Consider the following 19,438-nt stretch of genomic DNA (forward strand, 5'->3'; position numbering starts at 1 on the left):
TTTGTGGCGATATCGGCCTGTTTCCTGCAAGATTCGGAAAGCAATTTGTCACTACCCTAACGACTTCGTGAAACCCACCTTAATCTTCAGCTGAAAATCGGCAATGACCTTGAAAATCTCCTTCAGCGTCACCTGCTCCACCTTCGTCAGCGTCTTCGGGTCGAGGTAATTATCGGGCGTCACGTTGTCGTTGATAATCTGGGCGGCCTGCTTTTTCAGGCGCACACCCATGAGGTAGTAGTAGGATTGCAGCAGCTCGTGGGCCTCGCGCTCGGTGAAGATGCCAAGGGCCTTGAGCGCCTCCAGCCGCTCGCCGGTATTGGTGGCGAAAATGCGGTGCTTGAGGGCGTACATCCGCACCAAATCGACGATGGGCGACATGGTTTTCTTCAGGTTGAACACCTTGTGCGCGCCGTGGGCAAAGGTGCGGATGTTGTTGAAAAACGTGAGTGGCGGCTCGTATTGCAGCGCATTTACGGCCATGTGGTGGAAGAAGCGCTCCACCGGCTTTTGCAGCTCCACGGCCAGGAAATCGTGCAACTCGTCCATGATGGCGGGGTCGCCGTAGATGTAGCGGCAGTCGAACGAGGCGGCGAACTGCATGCCGGTTTCGGGGTTCGAGTCGGTCATCCACGCCACGTAGTTGCGCTTCCAGTGCGAGAGCGAGTGCGTCCACTTCGGGTTTTTGGCCATGAAGCCCCCTTCGCAGTAGCTGAAGCCGATTTCGTTGAGCTGGTCGCTCACCATTTCGGCAAATTTCAGGAAGTAGTCGCGCACTAATTCGCGCTGCTCGTTGGCCTTGTCCTCGTAGATAATGGCATTGTCCTGGTCCGTGAGCAGGGTTTGCTCCTTGCGGCCCTCGCTGCCCAGCACCATGTACACGAACTTGGCCGGCGGCGGCCCCAGCTCGGCAATGGCGCCCTCAATCAGCTTCAACGCAATAGCATCCGACACCGTGGTGATAACCTGATTCACGATTTCGGGTTTCACGCCGCGATTCAGGAGCTGATATACCATTTCCGGCACCTGCTCCCAGCGGCGCTTTAGCTCGGGCACCGCCTGCGCCTGCTTCACCGACTGAATGAAGATGAACGGCGACTGCGCCTGGTCGTCGGTCAGCAGCTTGTTGCGGCTCAGGAAGCCCACGTACTCGCCATCGGTTTCGACCAGCAGATAGCGCGTCTTCGTTCTGAACATCAACAAAATAGCCTCATACACAAACGCCCGCGAACTGATGCTGACCACCGGCGCATCCACGATGGTTTCGACGGGCAGGTTGGCATCGGCGCAGGCAGCTACCACCTTGTCGCGCAGCGTGATATCCGTCACGTAGCCAATGATGTGGCCGTCCACATCGGCATTGGTGATGAAGTAGCAGCTGGTGCGGGCGGCGGCCATGCGCCGGGCCACTTCGTGGATGGGCGTGTAGGCGGCGCATACGTCGAGCGGGCGCAGCTCCAGCGTCTCGATGCGGCGCGAGAACAGCTGGTCCGAAGCCAGATAGCTGGAGCCGGAGCTGGTAGCGGGCCGCACAAAATGGGCGTATTCCTCGTTCAGCATCCGCTGCCCGTAGCGCGTGGTGAAGAAGTGGAAGAAGCTCTCGTAGCCCTGGCACAGCGCCAGAAACTCACGCCGATGCAGGAAGTATACACGGGTATGGCGCTTGGCCACCACCGTGCGCAGCGACTTCTTCTTATTGAGCAGCAGTGAAATACCGCCGTAGCACTCGCCGCGCCGGGTGAGCTCCACCACGCGCCGGTTCTGCTGGCTGTCGTAGAAAAACGTCTCGTATTCGCCCTCCACGATGATGTCGAGGCCCCGCAGCTTCGTCTCGTCCTGGTAGTAGATAACACCCTCGCGGGGGTGGCGCACTTCTTCCAGGCCCTCGGCCACTTCGGCCAGCACGTCTTCGGGCAGCCGGTCAAAGGGCTTCACGGTGCGGAGGAAATCGAGTTTTTCGCTCATGGGGCAGGGTGTCGAAGGGTTAACAGGCATTAGTTGGTAGTCAGCAAAATCAGCCCGTCATGCAGAGCGCAGCGAAGCATCTTTACCGCGTAGTGTACCAATCGATAGGATTAGTATCACGGTAAAGATGCTTCGCTACGCTCTGCATGACGTTCCTTAAATCTTTCACATCAGTAAAAACACCGACAGCAGCACCAGCGCCACGGCAGCCAGCAACAGCCACGGGGCCACACCGATGCGGAGCTTACGTCGCCGACGGCGCGCCAGTCGGGCCTGCGGCGTGGGCAGCCCGATGGGCACCTGCTGAGCAATAATTTCATCAGTAATCACGCCCTGCTCCCGCATTCGGAAGTAGCAGCGGGCCGTGGCACGGGCGTCCACTAAGGCATCATGTTCGCGCAATAACGGCTCCTGAAACAGGCGCTCGTGTAATTCGCCCAGCCGCAAAAAACCCTGGGTGCTGTGGCGCAGCAGTGGCCCCGTGGCCCGCATGGTACAAAACTGCGGTAGCTCCGGCAGCGGGTTTTTCAGGCCAGCCCGATGGAAACCCACGCCCAACATGTGGAAATCGAGCTGCATGAAGTGGGCCACAACCCTGGGCTTATAGTGCAGCAGGTCGCGCTGCAGACGTTGCATCACGGCGTGGCGCGAGCGGCCGTTGGCTTGCAAAAACTCCGCCGTGAGGCCATGGATTTTGCCCGACTCCGGGCTCATGTCGTAGTCGTTGGGGCGGATGTAGTGGTTTTCGGCCTTCACTTCCTGGCCATCGGGCGTGCACACCACCCAGGCCAGCTGCACGATGTGCGGCCAGTTGTCGCGGCTGGTGTATGGCTGCGTCCAGTCGCGCGGAATGCCCGTGGTTTCGGTATCGACGAACAGCAGGTAGTCCTTCACGGGCCGGGAGCCGGGCGCGGCGTTTGTTAGGGCTGCTGGTGCCAGAGCGACGACTCCCGCTTTATCAGCCGGGGCTGAATCACAATTTTGCGCGGGGCCTGCTCGTGCTCCTGCACCATTTCCAGCAGCAGGCGCATAGCGGCCAGGCCCATTTCCTCGCAGCACTGGTCCACCGACGTCAGGTTGGGCTCGGTGAGAGAGGTGAAGCTTTCGTTGCTGAAACCAGAAAGCGCAATGTCCTCGGGGATGCGCAGCTTGCGCTCCTTGAGTACGCGCATGGCCCCCACAATGGAAAAGTCGCTGGCCGAGAAAACGGCCTCGGGCGGCCTGGGCAGAGCCAGCAACTGCTCCATGCCGGCGCGGCCGTCGGCCTCCCACATCTCGCTGAACAGCACCAACTCTTCCTCAATCGGAATGCCGTACTCCTGCAAAGCCTGCCGGTAGCCACCGAAGCGGTTGATGTAAATGTTAAGGTGCTGCGGCCCGCCGAAGTGGGCAATGCGACGGCAGCCCTGCTCCAGCAAATGCTTGGTAGACTGGTAGCCGCCCTGGAAATCGTCGAGCTCCACGGCATTCACCTCCGGGCTGTCCAGAATGCGGTCGAAGAACACCAGCGGAATATCGCGCTTCTTAATCTTGTCGAAGTGCTTGTAATCGTGCGTGGTACGGGCCACCGACACCATGATGCCGTCGACCTGCGCGTTAATCATTGTGTCCACGTTCTTCTGTTCCTGGCCGTAGTCCTCGTTCGACTGGCACAGCAGTACGTTGAAGCCGGCACGGTTGGCCACGGCTTCAGCGCCCTTCATCACCTGCGAGAAGAAGTGACCATCAATGTGCGGCACGATGACGCCCAGCGTATTGCTGCGCCCCTTGCGCAGGGCGGCCGCCAGGTGATTGGGCTGATAATTAAGCTGTTCGGCCAGTTTCCACACGCGCTTGCGAGTGGCTTCGCTGATGCGCGAATGGCCGCTCAGCGCCCGCGAAACAGTAGAAACGGCCAGGTTGAGCTCCTTGGCAATGTCCGAAATAGAGGCGCGTTTTTGAGCCAAAGCGGAAATAAATTAGTGAGTGCGGGGCTAAATGTAACCTACCGCTCCCATAACAGCGATGAAGCGCGGAACGTTGGCCGCAATTATTATTCCCGGCGGTAGCAGGGCTACTGCGCTGCCTTGTAGTGAACTTCCGACTGCTCGCGCAGCCGCCCGGCGCTAAATTCGGGCGTGATGTCGCGCTGCGGGTCGCCCAGCATCTCGTAGCCCACCATGAACTTGCGCACCGTGGCCGAGCGCAGCAGCGGCGGGAAAAAGTGCATGTGCAGGTGCCATTCCGGGTGTTCCTGGCCATCAGTAGGCCGCTGGTGCAGGCCGGCCGAGTACGGGAACGAGATGCTAAACAGGTTGTCGTAGCGGATGGTGAGGCGGCGCAGAATGTCGGCCAGCGCGTCGCGCTCGTCGGGCGTGAGCTGGGTCACGTCCTGCACCGGGCGGCGGGCGATGACGATGGTTTCGAACGGCCACACCGCCCAGAAGGGCACCAGCACCACAAAATGCTCGTTTTCGATGACCACCCGCTCCTTTTGCTCCAGTTCGATTTTCAGGTAGTCGCTCAGCAGGGTACGGCCGTACTCTTGGAAATAGGCCAGCTGCTGCACCGTTTCCTTGGCGGGCTCGCCGGGCACGGTGCGCTGCGCCCAAATCTGGCCATGCGGGTGCGGGTTCGAGCAGCCCATCATCGGGCCCTTGTTCTCGAAAATCTGCACGTAGTTGATATCCGGCCGCGCTCCGAGGGTCGTAAATTCCTCCACCCAAAGGTCCACGACATTGCGGATGGCGGGTGTGGTCATCTGCGGCAACGTCAAATCGTGGCGCGGCGAGAAGCAGATGACGCGGCACACGCCCGACTCGGCCTCGGCCCGCAGCAGCCCGCCTTCGTTGATGCCGCCGGTGGGCACGTCGGGGGTCAGCGCGCCAAAATCGTTGTTGAAAACGAAGGTGTCGGTGTATTGCGGGTTCACCTCGCCGCCCACGCGCACGTTGCCGGGGCAGAGGTAGCAGGTGGGGTCGTAGGCGGGGCGCTGGTCCTGCTCGGTTTCTTCCTGCTGGCCCTGCCAGGGGCGTTTGGAGCGGTGCGGCGACACCAGCACCCACTCGCCCGAAAGGGCATTGAAACGGCGGTGCGGGTGTTCGGTGGAATCGAAAGTGGAGGACATGAGAACAGGCGTTTGAACGATTGTAGAGACACAACATTTTGCGTCTCGTCGTTGCTGATGTTGTTTAATTGTTTGTGAGAACGGCGCGGTTCCGGCCGTTCAACGCGGGTCGTTCAACGACGAGACGCAAAATATTGCGTCTCTACATCGTTCAAACAGCCACCGCCCCTACCCCGCCCACAATCGTGGTCTGGTAGGTTTCCAGCTTCATATCGAACTTCTCCTGATAAGCCGCGTTCACGCTGGCAATGAACTGCTCCACCTTATCAGGAGCCACCAAGTTGATGGTGCAGCCGCCGAAACCGCCGCCCATCATGCGCGAGCCGAACACGCCGGGCACTTTCTGGGCCGCTTCCACCAGTACGTCGAGCTCCACGCAGCTTACTTCGTAGTCGTCGCGCAGGCCGGCGTGGCTGGCGTACATCTCTTTGCCGAAGGCAGCCAGGTCGCCGGCTTCGAGGTGGCGGCAGGCCTCTACTACGCGGGTATTTTCCTGCACCACGTAGGCGCAGCGACGGAACACCGTGGGGCCGAGCTCGTCGCGGTGGGCTTCGAGCTGGGCCAGCGTGGCATCGCGCAAGGCCGCGATGTGGGGGTAATGCTGCTGGAGCACCGACACGCCACGCTCGCATTCCTGGCGGCGGGTGTTGTAGGCCGAGCTGGCCAGGCTATGCTTCACGCCCGAGTTGCAGAGCACGATGCGGCAGGCCGTGGTATCGAAGGGGAAATACTCGTAATCAAGTGAGCGGCAGTCGAGGCGCACCACATGGCCATCGCGCCCAAACAGGCTGGCAAACTGGTCCATGATGCCGCACTGCACGCCGGCGTAGGTGTGCTCGGCCAGCTGCGCGATGCGGGCCAGCTCCATTTTATCGAGGTTGGTGCCGAGGAAATGATTGAGCGCGAAGGCCAAACCACATTCCACGGCGGCCGACGACGACATGCCCGCGCCCATGGGCACTGTGCCGGCAAACACGCAGTCGAAGCCCGGCACGGCGTGGCCGCGCAGCTGGAACTGGGCTGCCACGCCCAGCAAATAATTGGCCCAATGCGTGGCGCTGGGGCTTATTTCGGCCGCATTGGCCAGCTCAAAATCCTCGCCCAAATCATGGGCTACGAGGCGGATTTTCTCGGTGCCGTTCAGGCCCACGGCGAAGCTCATTTCCTTATCCACGGCGGCCGGCAGCACGAAACCGGCGTTGTAGTCGGTGTGCTCGCCGATGAGGTTGACACGGCCGGGCGCGCGCACCAGCAGCGGCGCATAGCCAAAGCGTTGTTGAAAATCAGCCTGAACGGCCTGGATGAGCGGAGTGGGCATAGAAAATCAGGGAGGAAATAACCGGGCGGAAACCAAACGCAAACGGCGCTACGACACTACGCAACTTTGGGCCGGGTGGCCAATCCATCGCATTTGCGGGCCGAAAAGTACGGCAGAAGAGTTACATTTGCGCAATCGTTTGTCTTAAAATTAACATTCAGATTTCGCTAATTACGCTGGCTGTGACAACAAACCGTGGCGGTATGCAGCAGCTCACAATCGGAATTTAGATAAACGATGACCTGATTTCGACAGCCGCCGTTTCATCCCTATCCATTTCGCTTTTCCGGTTCTATAAGTATGCCCTTACGCTATTCATTTCTGCTGTTGCTCAGCTTCTTTTTTTCGACTTTCATTACTTCAACTGCTTGCGCTCAAAAGGCCGCCAGAGAGCCTTCGGGCGACGTTTTTGTGGATAAAAAAGGCGTATTGCGCTGGCAGAAAACCCAGCAGGAAGTGGCCCTGTTTGGCGTGAACTACACTGCACCGTTCGCCTACTCCTACCGGGCGCACCAGAAGCTGGGCGTGAACCTGGAGCAGGCCATCCGGCAGGACGTGTACCACCTCTCGCGGCTGGGCGTGGATGCGTTTCGGGTGCACGTCTGGGACGTGGAAGTCACGGACACTACCGGCAATCTGCTTGAAAATGAGCACCTGCGCTTGTTCGATTTTCTGGTGAATGAGCTAAAGCAGCGCGGCATCAAGCTCATCCTCACGCCCATTGCCTATTGGAACAACGGCTACCCCGAGAAAGACAGCGGTACCGGCTTTTCCAGCATCTATTCCAAAAGCGAGGCCTACACCAACCCGCGCGCCATCGCGGCCCAGGAGCGGTACCTGACGCAGTTTCTCAACCACCGCAACCCCTACACCAAAAACCTCAACCGCGAAGACCCGGATATTCTGGCCTTTGAGGTGTGCAACGAGCCGCGCTACCACCAGCCCGAGGCGCAGGTGACCAGCTTCGCTGACCGCATGGCCGCCGCCATCCGGGCCACAGGCTGCCGCAAACCGGTGTTCTACAACGTATCGGAAAACCCCGACGTGTACCAGGCCATCCTCAACGCCAAAGTCGATGGTCTGACCTATCAGTGGTACCCACAGGGCCTGGTGAGCAACCACACGCTGCGCGGCAATTTCCTGCCCTACGTGGACCAGTATCCCATTCCGTACCGCACAGATGCACGCTTTTTGAGCAAGGCGAAGATGGTGTACGAGTTCGAGTCGGCCGATATTATTCAGCCGGTGATGTACCCGTTTATGGCCCGTAGCTTCCGCGAGGCTGGTTTTCAGTGGGCCACCCAGTTTGCCTATGACCCGTTGGCCATTGCTTACGCCAACACCGAGTATCAGACCCATTATTTGAATCTAGCTTACACGCCGGCCAAAGCAATAAGCCTGCTCATCGCGGGCAAGGCGTTTCGGAGCGTGGGGCGCGGGCAGTCGTTTGGGCGATACCCGCAGGACTCGGTGTTTGGCAATTTCCACATCAGCTACCGGCTGGGACTGAGCGAACTGAACTCGCCCGAGGAATTCTATTACACTGCCAACACCAACACCGCGCCCCGGCAGCCGGCCAAGTTGCAGCACCTGGCGGGCGTGGGTTCCTCGCCGGCCGTGAGCTACGGCGGCACCGGCGCATATTTTCTGGATAAGCTGGCCCCCGGCGTGTGGCGCTTAGAAGTATTGCCCGATGCCGTAGCCATCCGCGACCCATTCGAGAAAGCCTCGCTGAGCAAGCCGGTGACGCAGATTTCGTGGAACGACCAGCCGCTACAAGTGTCGCTGAGTGAGCTCGGCCGCAGCTTTTCTATCAAAGGCCTGAATGAAGGCAACACTACCCAAACCCAGGCCGCCGATGGCCGCGCTACCGTGCGCCCCGGCGTGTACCTGCTGGCCGCGTCCGGCAAATCCACGGCCGCTTTCACGGCCCAAACGGCTTTCAAATACATCAAATTGGGTGAGTTCGTGGCCCCAAAACCTACCGACTTAGGCCCGCAGGTACGGCACACCGCGCCGGCCCAGGCTGCCGCCGGCCAGCCCCTCCGCATCAGTGCCACCATCAGCGGCCTCGCGCCCACGGACAGCGTGTTTCTCGTGGCCCAGCACTACTACGGCCAGACGCGCACCCTGCCCATGACCACCCGCAGCTACGCGGCACTGGAAGCTACCGTGCCGGCCGAGTTGCTCTATCCCGGCCAGCTCCGCTACTGGCTGGTGGTGAAAAAGGGCGGGCAAACCCTCACCTTCCCCGGCGGCTTCAGCGGCCAGCCGCGCGACTGGGACTTTGCCCACGCCGAGCATTACGAAGTGCCCATTGTGGCGGCCGGCGCGCCGCTACCCCTCTTCCAGGCCAGCCGCGACCAGGAGCGCATCGAAGCCCACGGCCTAGCCCCAATGACCTGGACCGACTATGTCACCCTGCCCGACGGCACCCTGGCCCTTCGCCTCGTGCAAGGCCCGCCCCGGCCCAACCAACCCGCCCAAGCCACCGGCCCGGCGGCCAGCCTGCGAGCATTTTTCGGCGATAAGCTGGCCGGGCACGCCACCGATTTGGCCGGCTTTAAGGAAGTGGTGGTGCGGGCGCGTAGCAGCCAGCCCGATGCCAAAATCAGCCTCACTCTGACCACGAAAGATGCCGTGGCCTACGCCGCGCCGCTGGCGCTGGGCGCGGAAGTGCGGGAAATCCGTCTGCCGCTCAGTGCCTTCCGGCCGGCGGCGCTGCTGCTGATGCCCCGGCCCTACCCCGGCTTCCTGCCCCTGCACTACCAGGCTCCCGGCGCGGGTAGCCTGAAAATTTCGGAAGCCGAAATGCTGCACCTGACTTGGGAGGCGGCCACTGTCACAGGCAGTCCGCTCAGTGTGGATGTGGAGTCGATTTCGCTGCAATAGCGGGCTTTATACCCAATTTCGCTTTCCCGCAGTGTTCGCAGTGTGAACTTCAATACACTTTTTGATACAGAATACTTTGAGTAAATATTTTTCCTATAAAACTCCGTAAAATCAGTTAGCCCATGCAACTGATATCTTCCCCCAGCCACATGATGAGACGTCTACAATCACTGTTGATAATGGGGTTGTTCCTCGGGCTGCCGCGCTACGCTACGGCCCAAACCACGCCCTTTGCCAAAGGGGCCGATGTGAGCTGGGTAACTCAGATGGAGGCGTCCAACTACCGTTTCTACAACGAGGCCGGTGCCCAGCAGGACCTGTTTCAACTGCTGCACGACCACGACATGAATACCATCCGGCTGCGGGTGTGGGTGAACCCGGCCGGCGGCTGGAACGGTAAAAACGACGTCATCGCCAAGGCCATCCGGGCGCACAACCTGGGTTTCCGGCTGCTGATTGACTTCCACTACAGCGACTCCTGGGCCGACCCCGGCCAGCAGACCAAGCCCGCCGCCTGGGCGGGCCACACCCTGGCCCAACTGCAAACCGATGTATACAACCACACCTACGACGTTCTCGACTCCCTGAAAGACAACAACATCGTGCCCGAATGGGTACAGGTGGGCAATGAAACCGACGACGGCATGCTCTGGCCTGAAGGCCGCGCCTCGGCTAACATGGCCAACTTCGCCAGCCTCGTCGACCGGGGCTACGCGGCCGTGAAAGCCGTGAACCCGACCAGCAAGGTCATCGTCCATATCTCCAACGGCTTCAACAACAGCCTGTTTCGCTATCTATTTGATGGCCTGCGGAATAACAATACCCGGTACGATGTCATCGGCATGTCGCTCTACCCCACAGCCGCCAACTGGCCCACGCTCACGGCCCAGTGCCTCACCAACATGAACGATATGGTGAGCCGCTACCCCGGCAAGGAGGTGATGGTGGTGGAAACCGGCATCGCCGCCAACGTGCCCATTCCCGCCCAGCAAATGCTGCTCGACCTGATGGCCAAAACCCGCGCCGTGCCCAACAACAAGGGCCTGGGCGTGCTCTACTGGGAGCCGCAGGCGTATAACTGGATGGGCTACGGCCTGGGCATCTGGGACAGCACCGGCCGGCCCACGGTGGCCATCAACGCCTTCCTCAACAACCCGCCCAGCCCCGGCCTGGTCTACAACCCCGGCTTCGAGTACACCGCCGCCACGCAAACGCCGCTGGGCTGGAACACCGCCTCCACCACTGATGCCGACGCTGACCTGACGCAGAACCCTGGCTACGCCAGCTCCTACCAGCTGGGCCACCAGAAGGCCACGGCCTACCAGGTACGCACCTACCAGCTGCTCGCCAACGTGCCCAACGGCACTTACACCCTGCGCGCCTGGGCCCAAAGCAGCGGCGGCCAAATCCAGTGCCAGCTCTACGCCAACGGCTTCGGCGGTACCGAGCTGGCCACCACCCTGCCCACCGTCGGCACCTGGACGCGGGTGCAGGTGAGCGGCATTGTGGTGAGCAACGGGCAGTGCGAAATCGGCCTGCGCTCGAATGCCCACGCCGGCGAAACCGCTAGCATTGATGACGTAGAATTCGTGTCTTCATCCGTAACTTCTTCTGCATCTGCCACTTTCAGCACAGGCTTCACGGCCCAAGTGTACCCGAACCCCGCCACGGGGGCCCGCACCGTAGACCTGGTGCTGGACCGCGACGAAACCGTGCAGCTCACGCTCTACACCCTCACGGGGCAGCTGGTGCGCACCCTGGCTCCAGCCCAGCGCCTGACGCGGGGCACTCATCAGCTTTCGACCGAGGCAACCGGCATTGCGCCCGGCACTTACCTGCTAAAAATCAGGCACGGCGACCAGACTGTGATGCGACAATACGTGCAGCTATAGCCGCCTACCTCTCTCACTGTTTCCCATCATTCATCCTTAAACCCATGCTCAGAAGGGCGGCTCCAGTGTGGAGCCGCCCTTTTTTGATGTTCACAACAATGCATTTTTTGTGATATGCAATGATAATTATGTATATCTTAATTAAAAATTCATTATTATGATTTAATTTTTATATATATTTATTAGACAGTTTAACCTTTTACCTCCCGCCTTATGAAACAGTTTTTTATGCTCGCCGCGACTGGTATCCTTACCATCGCCTCGCTCACTGCCAGCGCCCAGTTTACTGTAGACGGCAGGGCGACAGCTGCTGAAATTGGTGCCGGCATGGGCAAATACCAGTTGGCCGCCACCTATACCGGCACCCACCTCGAAGCCGACCGGGGCCTCCAGGCGCTCTATGTGGGCTACACTGCTACCACGCTGAATATCATGCTGGTGGGTTCGGTCGAGGCGGTTAACAGTACCACGGCATCGGGCGGGTACCGTTCCCTCATCGTGTACCTGAACACACCCGCCCGGCCGGGCGCACCGGCCGGCACGGCCCTGCCCGGGGGCAGCGACCCGCAGTCGCCGCTCAAGCACCACCCCACCATGGACAACCCAACGGACTATGGCTTTCGGGTGTCGGTAGGCCCCGCCTCGGCCACGGCTAATGATGTTTATTTCAGCCGGGTATCCTACGTGACCGGCACAGCCGTGACGCCTGGCACCGATACGTTCATTGCGGCCGGCACCAAGGCCGGCGGGCAGGCGGTGGCCCCCGGTACACTGGATTTGTCAGGCAGCAAATATGCCTACAACAGTACCGCCTCCCTCACCGCCAACACCACCAATTCCGGGTTTGAGCTGGAGATTCCATTATCATGCCTGGGCACTGCGACGGTGCCCATTACGACGGGCACTAACATTGAGCTGGTAGCGGCCTACACCGACGGCGACGGCGTTTTCTTTTCCGATGTGATTCCCCAGATTACCGGCCGCACCACCGTCCTGGGCAGCAACCCGGATTTTTCAGCCATTCCGGGCAATCAGTTTCTTACGGATGCTTTGGGCACGGGCGTGCTGGCCAGCCGCAGCGCCGTGGCCACTGGCTTTGACTTTCAGGTGTATCCCAACCCGGCATCGACCACGTCCACCATTGCCTACACCGTGCCGGCAGGCCGGCAGCCCGTGTCGCTGGCCGTGTACAACGCCCTGGGCCAGCGCGTGCGCTCGCTGGCCAACACCGAACAGGCCGGCAATCAGCAGTTTGCCCTGGGCAGCCTGCCCGCCGGAGCCTACCTCGTCAAGCTTCAAATCGGCGACCAGCTCACCAGCCGTAAGGTGGTAGTGCAATAGCGAAAGCAGCGCCGAAATGACCAAAAAAAGGCGACTCCGCATTGGAGTCGCCTTTTTTATTGGCTTTTGGCTTAATGAATTATGCGGCCAGCGGCTGAATTTCGAATCCGGCGTCCTGCACGGCTTTCACTACCTGGGCGGCGGTGGCCGTGGGCGAGCTCACGGTGAGGATTTTGTCGGCGTTGGCGGTGTCGACCTGCCAGTTGTTGGCCCCCACTTCCTGGTTGAGCGCGGGCGTGACGGCCTTGATGCAGCCGCCGCAGTTGATGGTGGTTTTGAAACGAAGCGTTGACATGGAATTGACCAGTGAAATAGATGGAAAGCGCCCGATGCCTGATGCGGCGGGCGACATCATAAAGTTACCATTGCCCGCGCCGCCGGCTGGCATAGAATTCCTGCGCAAAGCTGTAGAATTCTGGTGCTCGTAGCTTTTGACTACGATTTTTTAACCAAATCCATTTCGCAGGTGGGGCACTTACCGGGCTTGCTGCTTTGGCTGCCGGCGCAGCCCATTGGGCACTCGTAGCTTGCCTCGGCTACAGGCGTGGCGGCGGGCTTGGCAGCCGGCGCGGCGGTGGCAGCAGCGGGCTTCTGGCCTTCGCAGCTGCTCAGCAGCAGGGTGGCGGCGCACAGGGCAGCCGGCAGGAAGGCGGGAATTTTTGAGAACATAAAGGAAACGGAAAGAAGAAGCAATGAAACAACGTCCGCGCCAGTGGCGGCAGCCGAACGGCAAATTTAACGATGAAGGTTCCGGCTGGCCTACTCGCACCGGCGGCAGCTTAATCGAAGCCGCCGCCGCGGGTGTCGTCGGGCTGGTCGTCTTTGCGCTTGCTGCGGGAGCTTTCGCCGGCGTTGCCGAAGCGGTAAGTGAAGCCCAGGTACACGATGCGCGACTCGCGCTTGTTGCGGGCCAGCGACTCGAAACCGGGGCCGTAGGCGTTAAAATTGAATTGCAGGGTGTTGAAGATATCGGACACCCGCAACGAGATGCTGCCCTTGTCCTTGAGCACGCTTTGCTTGGCGGCAAAGTCGGCGTTGAACTGAGTGAGGCGCTGGCCCTGAGCTGATACCACCGGCGAGCGGTAGTTGGCCGACAGCTGCAAATCGAGCTTTTTGGTGGCCGACACCGTGGTATTGAGCCGACCCGTGTACACAATGTTGCTGTTGTTGAAATCCAGATTCGTCGGCACCGAGCCCTTGATGATGCGCCGGAACGCCGAGGCATTGGCACTCACTTTCCAGATGCTGGTGACCGGGGCCGAGGCCACTAGCTCCAAGCCGTAGTTGGTTTCCTGGCCCACGTTGAGGCGCGTGGTGTTCGTGACGAGGGCGTTGGTGACGGGGTCACGGAAAAACGGGTCGCGGATGTTGGTAATCGTGTTTTCTTCGAGCCGATAAAACGCCGTGGCGCTCACCGAGCTGCTGGCCCCGAAGTACCGTTGGTTGCCCAGTTCCAGCGAGTGCACGAACTCGGGGAACAGCAGCGGGTTGCCGGTGCGCAGGTTCAGCGGGTCCGAGCGGTCGGTGAAGGGGTTGAGCTCATCGGCCCCCGGCCGCTGCACGCGGCGCGAGTAGCTGAGCTGCACCCGGTTCTCCTTGCTCACATCGTAGGCCAGCACCGCGCTGGGAAACAGGCTGAGGTAGCTGCGCGTGAAGTGGGCGTTGGGCACGTCCGTCGACTGGTCGCCCCGGGTATTGGTCTGCTCCAGGCGCAGGCCCAGCTGGTAGCTGAACGCGCCGGCCGCGTTGGCATACGTGCCGTAGGCGGCCTGAATAAACTCGTGGTAGATGAAGCGGTTCGAGGGGTCGAAGGCCAGCGCGGGCAGGCTGGTGTACTTATAATCATTGTCGGAGCGGCGCGAAATGCTTTTGGCTCCCAGCTCGTAGCGGCCCTTCTCCCCCACCGGCATCACGTAGTCGATTTGGGCCGAGGCCAGGTCGTTCTGGGTATCAAATTGCTGGTGCTGGATGCCGGCGGTCTGGTCGCGGTAATTCACGTTCGAATTCACCCCGATGCTGTTTTGCACGGGCGTGTAGATGGCGTTGGCAGTCAGCTCGCGGCCCTTCTGGGCGGGCCAGAGGCGGCGGTAATCGATGCTGAAATCGGCTTGCCTGGCGGTGCCGGCGTTGGTGACGTAGCGGGTGCTGTTGCCCAGCGGCGGCGTGGCACCGGTTATCAGGTTGGTCTGGGTTGAGATGATATTTTCCTGGTTATCCTGGCTGTTGTAGCGCGGCTGCACGGTCAGGGTCAGCGTCTGGTCGGGCGTGAGGGCGTAGTCCAGGCCCAGGCGCACGGCGTGCGACGTACCCTGGAACACGCCGGTGCGGTCCTGGTTCAGCACCACGGTGGTATCGAGGCGGGTGGTGCGCTGGCGCACCGAGCCGTAGCCCGTGCGCCGGTCGTCGCGGAAATCGTAGGAGCCGAACACGTTGAACTTGCCCTTGTGGTAGTTCAGGCTCAGCGAGGTGTTGTACTTCTCGCCGGTGCCAGCGGTGGCATTGGCCTGGCCGTTCCAGCCGTCCTGGCGCTCCTTTTTCAGCACGATGTTGATGATGCCAGCGGAGCCTTCCGCGTCGTAGCGCGACGACGGGTTGGTCACCACTTCAATGTTCTGGATGGAGCTGGCCGGCAGCTGGTCCAGCGTGACGCCGGTGGGCTTGCCGTCCACCAGAATCCGCACGTTGGTCGAGCCGCGCAGGCTCACCGCGCCGCTTTGGTCCACGGTCACGGAGGGCACATTCTGGAGCACATCCACGGCGGTGCCGCCGGTGGCGGTCAGGTCCTTGGTTACGTCGATGACTTTTTTGTCGAGGTTGTCGGTCACGATGGCACGTTGGCCCTTCACTACCACTTCGGCCAGCTTGGTGGCGGCCACACGCAGCCGCAGCGGGCCCATTTCCAGCGCCGGCGCGGCAGCCGTAACGGCCACGGCCCGCTGCCCGGTGCGGTAGCCCACCACCGAGGCCCGCAGCACGTAATTGCCAAACGGCACTTTCTCGATGGCAAACGCGCCGGTTTCCAGCGTCTGCGCGCCGGCCACGAAACTGGAATCCGTGGCGCGTAGCAGCACCACGCCGGCAAAGGGCAGCGGCTCGTTATTGGCCGCGTCGAGCAGCTTGCCGCTCACGCTGCCGGTCTGCGCCTGCGCCGCCAGCGGGCCAGCCAGCCCGGCCACTAACAGCATCCCGCCCACCAATTGTTTCTGGACCAACCCAATGGGCCGGGCACTAAAAAACCGCACGAGGGCGGTGAGTAGAACGTTCATATCCCTAAAAATCATCCATCAACTGCGGCAAACGACACCATTCGCCCCTACTAGCTGCTTGCAGTCCCAAAATTGCAGCACGAACCTGTGGTAATTCTGTATCGTGTCTGTATCTATCAGCACAAAAAAAGCCGGCGCAGCCACGAATCCCGCAGCCGCGCCGGCTCATTATTTTAAAGCCCGGCCCGGCCTACGGCTTGGCAAAGCGTCGGTCGTGGGTGAAGGTGGTATCGGTGAGGGTGCGCAGGAAGGCCACTATTTTGGCCTTCTCGTCTTTGGTCAGGCCCAGCGGGTGGCCGGCCCCGAGCGCGTTGTTGCTGCCGTTGAGGATGAGCGGGTCGAGGTTGGGGCTAGCCGTGGCAATGTGCTCGTTGTAGTGGCTCAGCACGCTGTCGAGGTTGGGAAAGCGGCCGTCGTGCATGTAGGGGGCCGTGAGTTCGATGTTGCGCAGCGAGGGCACCCGGAACTTGCCGTTGTCGGTGGGCTTGCCGGTTTGCAGGCCCAGGCCCAGGTCCGTGAGCGTGGCATCGAGGCCGTTGTTGCGAAAGGCGTTGTCTGTTTGCAGGTTGCCGCTGTGGCAGTCCTGGCAGTTGCCGCCCCGGATGCCGGCCGGCCCGTCGGGGTGCGTCACGAATAAGACCAGGCCCTGCTGCTCGTAGCTGGTGAGGGCCGCGCGGTTGCCTTTCAGGTACTGGTCGTAGCGCGAGTTACTGGAAACCAGGGTGCGCTCGAACTGGGCCAGCGCCTTGAGGGTGTTATTCTCAGTAATAGTGCTGCTGCCAAAAGCCTTGCGGAACAGTGGAGGATACGTAGTGGTGGCTTGCAGCCGGACCACGCCGGCAGCCAGCGTCTGGTGCATCTCCGCCGGGTTTTCGATGGGAATGCGGGCCTGGGCTTCGAGGCTACTGGCGGCTCCGTCCCAGGTGAGCTTGGGCTCCCAGGCCAGGTTGGCCAGCGACATGGCGCTGCGCGGCGTGGTGCTGCCGTTCACGCCTTGGGCATGGGCCAGTCCATCGGTGAAGGCCAGCTCCTGGCGGTGGCAGCTGGCGCAGGATATCGTGCTGTTCACCGACAGGGCTTTTTCGTAAAACAGCTGCCGGCCCAGCGCCACGCCTTCCACCGTCAGCGGGTTGTCGGCGGGCTGGGCGGGCAGGGGCGGGAATTTATCGGGCACCGTCAGGTTGTAGGCCGTGGGGGCCACCACCGGGCCTTCCGGGTCCACGGTGTCGCTGTCGTGCTTGCAGCCGGCCAGGGCCAGCAGGGCGGCACTGAGCCACAGGGCCGTTGTCTTCGGGGCCTTCCGCATACGGGCCGTCAGGGGTAAGGAGTGGGTCATGGGCGAGGGTACTGGCAGAAGCACGGCAGCCGCGCATAGGTTCCGGGCAGGTTATAAAGTTAAGCGTTAGGAGTTGAGAGTTGAAACGGTACAGCTGTTGATTCAACTCCTAGCTCCTAGCTCTTCACTCCCTCACACGTCCAGCTCGAAGCTGATGATGGTGCCCCGGCCCAGGCGCGAGTTGATGGCCAACCGGCCGCCCAGCAGGGCCACGCGGTTGCGCACCCCGGCCAGGCCAATGCCCGCCAACGGCTGCCCCACCAGCGCGGCCGGCTCGAAGCCGCAGCCGTTGTCCTCCACGCTCACTTCGAGGCGGCCGTTTTCGTGGGCCACGTGCACCACGGCTTCGGTGGCGTGGGCGTGCTTCATCACGTTGTTCAGCAGCTCCTGCACCGTGCGGTACACCCCGATTTCGACCGGTGGGCTGAGGCGGTGGGCCAGGCCGGACAGGTGCAGGCGAATGGGCAGGCCGGCCGGCGCAATGCGCTTCACCAGCTCCTGCAGGGCGGTTTGCAGGCCAAAGTCCTCCAGCACGCCGGGCGTGAGCTCGAAGGAAATGGTGCGCGTGGCCCGAATGGCTTCCTCCAGCAGCTTCAGCGACCCGGACGGGGGGCAGGGCACCCCGGCCCGCCCCGCCAGGCTGAGCTTGGTGGCGTAGAGGAGCTGGCCCAGCCCGTTGTGCAGGGCCTCGGCAATGCGCTTGCGCTCGGTTTCCTGGGTGTTCAGGATGGCGGCCAGCACTTCCTGCTGCTGGCGCAGGCGCTGCTGGGTGGCCTCCTCGGCCAGGCGCTCGCGCTCGGTCACGTCGCGCACCACCGTGAGCACGCCGCTGGGCTGGCTCTCGCCGCTGTGGTAGAGGGGCACGATGTGGGCATCGTAGCGGCCGGGGCGTTGCTGAAACGCGCGGCTGAACAGGTCGATGCGTTCGCCGGCCAATGCCCGGTTCATGAGCTGGTGGGCTTCGGGTTTGAGATACGGCAGCGCTTCGGCTAGGGAGCGGCCCAGCACGGCGGCGGCTTCGTGGCCAAAATAGCTGGCGGCTTGGGTGTTCCAGGCAGTGATGCGCAGGTCGCGGTCGACGGCCACAATGCCGTCCACGGTGTTATCGAGCAGGCTTTCGGTGAATTCCTTGCCCTGCTGGAGCTGCTGCCGGGCCAGCTTGGCGGCCGTGATGTCGCGCCATAGAATGTGCACCACCGGCGTGGCCCCGTCCAGCTCGATGGGCGTGAGTACGGCCTCAATCCAGACGGACTCGCCCGTGAGGCGCTGCACCAGCACCTCGCTTCGCTTCGAGCCGTTGTGCAGGGCCTCGGCCATGGCTTCGTGAATCAGGTCGATGGTGCGGCGGCCGTCGGGCTGCCGCTCGGGGGCGTGGGCCCAGGCCGGCTGGCCCACCAGCTGCTGCCGGTCGGTGGTGCCCAGCAGGCGCAGGGCGGCGGCGTTGCAGTCCACCACCTGGTAGCCTTGCAGCAGCACCGCGGCCGTGTAGCTTTCGCTGAACAGCTTGCGGAAGCGGGCCTCGCTGGTGGCCAGGGCCGCCGTGGCCTGCTGGCGGGCGGTGGTATCCAGCACGGCCAGGCGGCACTGGGGGCCGGTCGGCGTATCGACCCGCAGGCCTTCGAGCTGGCCAAAAAACAGGCTTCCGTCTTCCTGCTGCAATTGCAGTTCCAGGCTCTGGGTGCTGTCGGTGCCGAATACGCGGGCCAGGAACTGCCCAAAAACCAGCCGCTGGGCCGGCACCACAAACAGGGCAAAGCGCCGCCCGGCCAGCCGCTGGCGCACGGTGCCCAGCAGCTTGGCCCCGCAAAAGTTGAGCTGCTCAATAATCCCGGCTTCGGTGAGGGTGAAGTAGCTCACCGGGGCGTAGTCGTAGAGGTCCATGTACTGGCTACGGGCGGCCTGGGCTTCGGTTTGGCTGAGCAACAGCTGTTCGTACTGCATTTCCAACTCTATCTGGTGCACTTGCAGCTCCTGCACCAGGCGCTGCATCTCCTGGGGCGTGTGCTGCTCGGTGGCCTGGGTCAGCAACTGCCGGCGCTGCTCGGCGCGGACACGGAGCTCCAGCAGCGAGGCGTGCGGGTCGGGGGGGAGCGCGGGCGTATTGGGCGGGGGCATTGAAGAAGGGAAAGGCATAAAGTGAAGGTAAGCACTCGCGGGCACCGGGTAAGTGCAGCGCGGGGCAAGCCGACTAAAAACCTGCTTGGCGGCGGCCCGGAGGCATCATTCCCGGCATTTCACGCGCTCCATAATTGTAGCCAAGGGGTCCGGTGTCACCAACCGAAAGCCCGGCATCGTTCATCAAATGCCTACCGGTAGCATTAG

General features: G+C 61.8%; 13 protein-coding genes. 3 read left to right on the top strand and 10 right to left on the bottom strand.

From position 1 onward, the window contains the following. Positions 1–51: 51 nt before the first annotated feature. From ACYU70_RS07450 to galK, 5 genes are all read right to left on the bottom strand, one after another. A complete protein-coding gene (locus ACYU70_RS07450; RefSeq protein ID WP_342298427.1) occupies positions 52–1,965 on the bottom strand; it encodes a DUF294 nucleotidyltransferase-like domain-containing protein in 1,914 nt (637 codons plus the stop codon). Positions 1,966–2,130: 165 nt separating this feature from the next. Beyond that, on the bottom strand, positions 2,131–2,859 hold the full coding sequence (locus tag ACYU70_RS07455) for a 3'-5' exonuclease (RefSeq protein WP_342298429.1): 729 nt from the start codon (positions 2,857–2,859) through the stop codon (positions 2,131–2,133). Between the two features lie 26 nt (positions 2,860–2,885). Further along, positions 2,886–3,911: a LacI family DNA-binding transcriptional regulator gene (locus ACYU70_RS07460; RefSeq protein WP_342298431.1), complete on the bottom strand. Its 1,026-nt coding sequence runs from the start codon at positions 3,909–3,911 to the stop codon at positions 2,886–2,888. Positions 3,912–4,018: 107 nt separating this feature from the next. After that, positions 4,019–5,071 (bottom strand): UDP-glucose--hexose-1-phosphate uridylyltransferase, encoded by a 1,053-nt coding sequence (locus tag ACYU70_RS07465; protein WP_342298433.1) that lies wholly within the window; start codon positions 5,069–5,071, stop codon positions 4,019–4,021. A 151-nt stretch (positions 5,072–5,222) separates the two neighbouring features. Then, positions 5,223–6,389 (bottom strand): galactokinase, encoded by a 1,167-nt coding sequence (galK, locus tag ACYU70_RS07470; protein ID WP_342298435.1) that lies wholly within the window; start codon positions 6,387–6,389, stop codon positions 5,223–5,225. A 300-nt stretch (positions 6,390–6,689) separates the two neighbouring features. Here galK and ACYU70_RS07475 point away from each other — a divergent pair, with 300 nt between their 5' ends. From ACYU70_RS07475 to ACYU70_RS07485, 3 genes are all read left to right on the top strand, one after another. After that, positions 6,690–9,281, top strand: a complete 2,592-nt coding sequence (locus tag ACYU70_RS07475; RefSeq protein WP_342298437.1) for a cellulase family glycosylhydrolase — start codon at positions 6,690–6,692, stop codon at positions 9,279–9,281. 149 nt (positions 9,282–9,430) lie between these two features. After that, complete coding sequence (locus tag ACYU70_RS07480) at positions 9,431–11,173, top strand: glycosyl hydrolase 53 family protein (RefSeq protein ID WP_342298438.1); 1,743 nt, start codon at positions 9,431–9,433, stop codon at positions 11,171–11,173. Positions 11,174–11,386: 213 nt separating this feature from the next. Continuing rightward, positions 11,387–12,514 (top strand): T9SS type A sorting domain-containing protein, encoded by a 1,128-nt coding sequence (locus ACYU70_RS07485; protein ID WP_342298439.1) that lies wholly within the window; start codon positions 11,387–11,389, stop codon positions 12,512–12,514. Positions 12,515–12,593: 79 nt separating this feature from the next. On the opposite strand, the gene ACYU70_RS07490 is transcribed toward ACYU70_RS07485, so the two are convergent. The 5 genes from ACYU70_RS07490 to ACYU70_RS07510 all read right to left on the bottom strand — a co-directional run bounded on the left by ACYU70_RS07490 (position 12,594) and on the right by ACYU70_RS07510 (position 19,231). Further along, positions 12,594–12,809 carry a heavy-metal-associated domain-containing protein gene (locus ACYU70_RS07490; protein ID WP_342298441.1) on the bottom strand — a complete coding sequence of 72 codons (216 nt, stop codon included), beginning with the start codon at positions 12,807–12,809 and terminating at the stop codon, positions 12,594–12,596. A 140-nt stretch (positions 12,810–12,949) separates the two neighbouring features. Beyond that, positions 12,950–13,183: a heavy metal-binding domain-containing protein gene (locus ACYU70_RS07495; RefSeq protein WP_342298442.1), complete on the bottom strand. Its 234-nt coding sequence runs from the start codon at positions 13,181–13,183 to the stop codon at positions 12,950–12,952. A 110-nt stretch (positions 13,184–13,293) separates the two neighbouring features. Further along, entirely contained in the window at positions 13,294–15,780 is a 2,487-nt protein-coding gene (locus ACYU70_RS07500) for a TonB-dependent receptor (RefSeq protein ID WP_342298444.1), read from the bottom strand. Positions 15,781–15,970: 190 nt separating this feature from the next. Next, entirely contained in the window at positions 15,971–17,116 is a 1,146-nt protein-coding gene (locus tag ACYU70_RS07505; protein ID WP_342298446.1) for a cytochrome-c peroxidase, read from the bottom strand. A 132-nt stretch (positions 17,117–17,248) separates the two neighbouring features. Beyond that, a complete protein-coding gene (locus ACYU70_RS07510; protein ID WP_342298447.1) occupies positions 17,249–19,231 on the bottom strand; it encodes a sensor histidine kinase in 1,983 nt (660 codons plus the stop codon). Between the last annotated feature and the right edge of the window lie 207 nt (positions 19,232–19,438).

This window comes from Hymenobacter segetis (genome assembly GCF_054776495.1).

What these genes read in the sequence shown, in the direction of transcription:
- ACYU70_RS07450 (WP_342298427.1), bottom strand. Translation starts at nt 1,965, where the DNA reads ATGAGCGAAAAACTCGATTTCCTCCGCACCGTGAAGCCCTTTGACCGG.
- ACYU70_RS07465 (WP_342298433.1), bottom strand. Translation starts at nt 5,071, where the DNA reads ATGTCCTCCACTTTCGATTCCACCGAACACCCGCACCGCCGTTTCAAT.
- galK (WP_342298435.1), bottom strand. Translation starts at nt 6,389, where the DNA reads ATGCCCACTCCGCTCATCCAGGCCGTTCAGGCTGATTTTCAACAACGC.
- ACYU70_RS07475 (WP_342298437.1), top strand. Translation starts at nt 6,690, where the DNA reads ATGCCCTTACGCTATTCATTTCTGCTGTTGCTCAGCTTCTTTTTTTCG.
- ACYU70_RS07480 (WP_342298438.1), top strand. Translation starts at nt 9,431, where the DNA reads ATGATGAGACGTCTACAATCACTGTTGATAATGGGGTTGTTCCTCGGG.
- ACYU70_RS07485 (WP_342298439.1), top strand. Translation starts at nt 11,387, where the DNA reads ATGAAACAGTTTTTTATGCTCGCCGCGACTGGTATCCTTACCATCGCC.
- ACYU70_RS07490 (WP_342298441.1), bottom strand. Translation starts at nt 12,809, where the DNA reads ATGTCAACGCTTCGTTTCAAAACCACCATCAACTGCGGCGGCTGCATC.
- ACYU70_RS07495 (WP_342298442.1), bottom strand. Translation starts at nt 13,183, where the DNA reads ATGTTCTCAAAAATTCCCGCCTTCCTGCCGGCTGCCCTGTGCGCCGCC.
- ACYU70_RS07500 (WP_342298444.1), bottom strand. Translation starts at nt 15,780, where the DNA reads ATGAACGTTCTACTCACCGCCCTCGTGCGGTTTTTTAGTGCCCGGCCC.
- ACYU70_RS07505 (WP_342298446.1), bottom strand. Translation starts at nt 17,116, where the DNA reads ATGACCCACTCCTTACCCCTGACGGCCCGTATGCGGAAGGCCCCGAAG.
- ACYU70_RS07510 (WP_342298447.1), bottom strand. Translation starts at nt 19,231, where the DNA reads ATGCCCCCGCCCAATACGCCCGCGCTCCCCCCCGACCCGCACGCCTCG.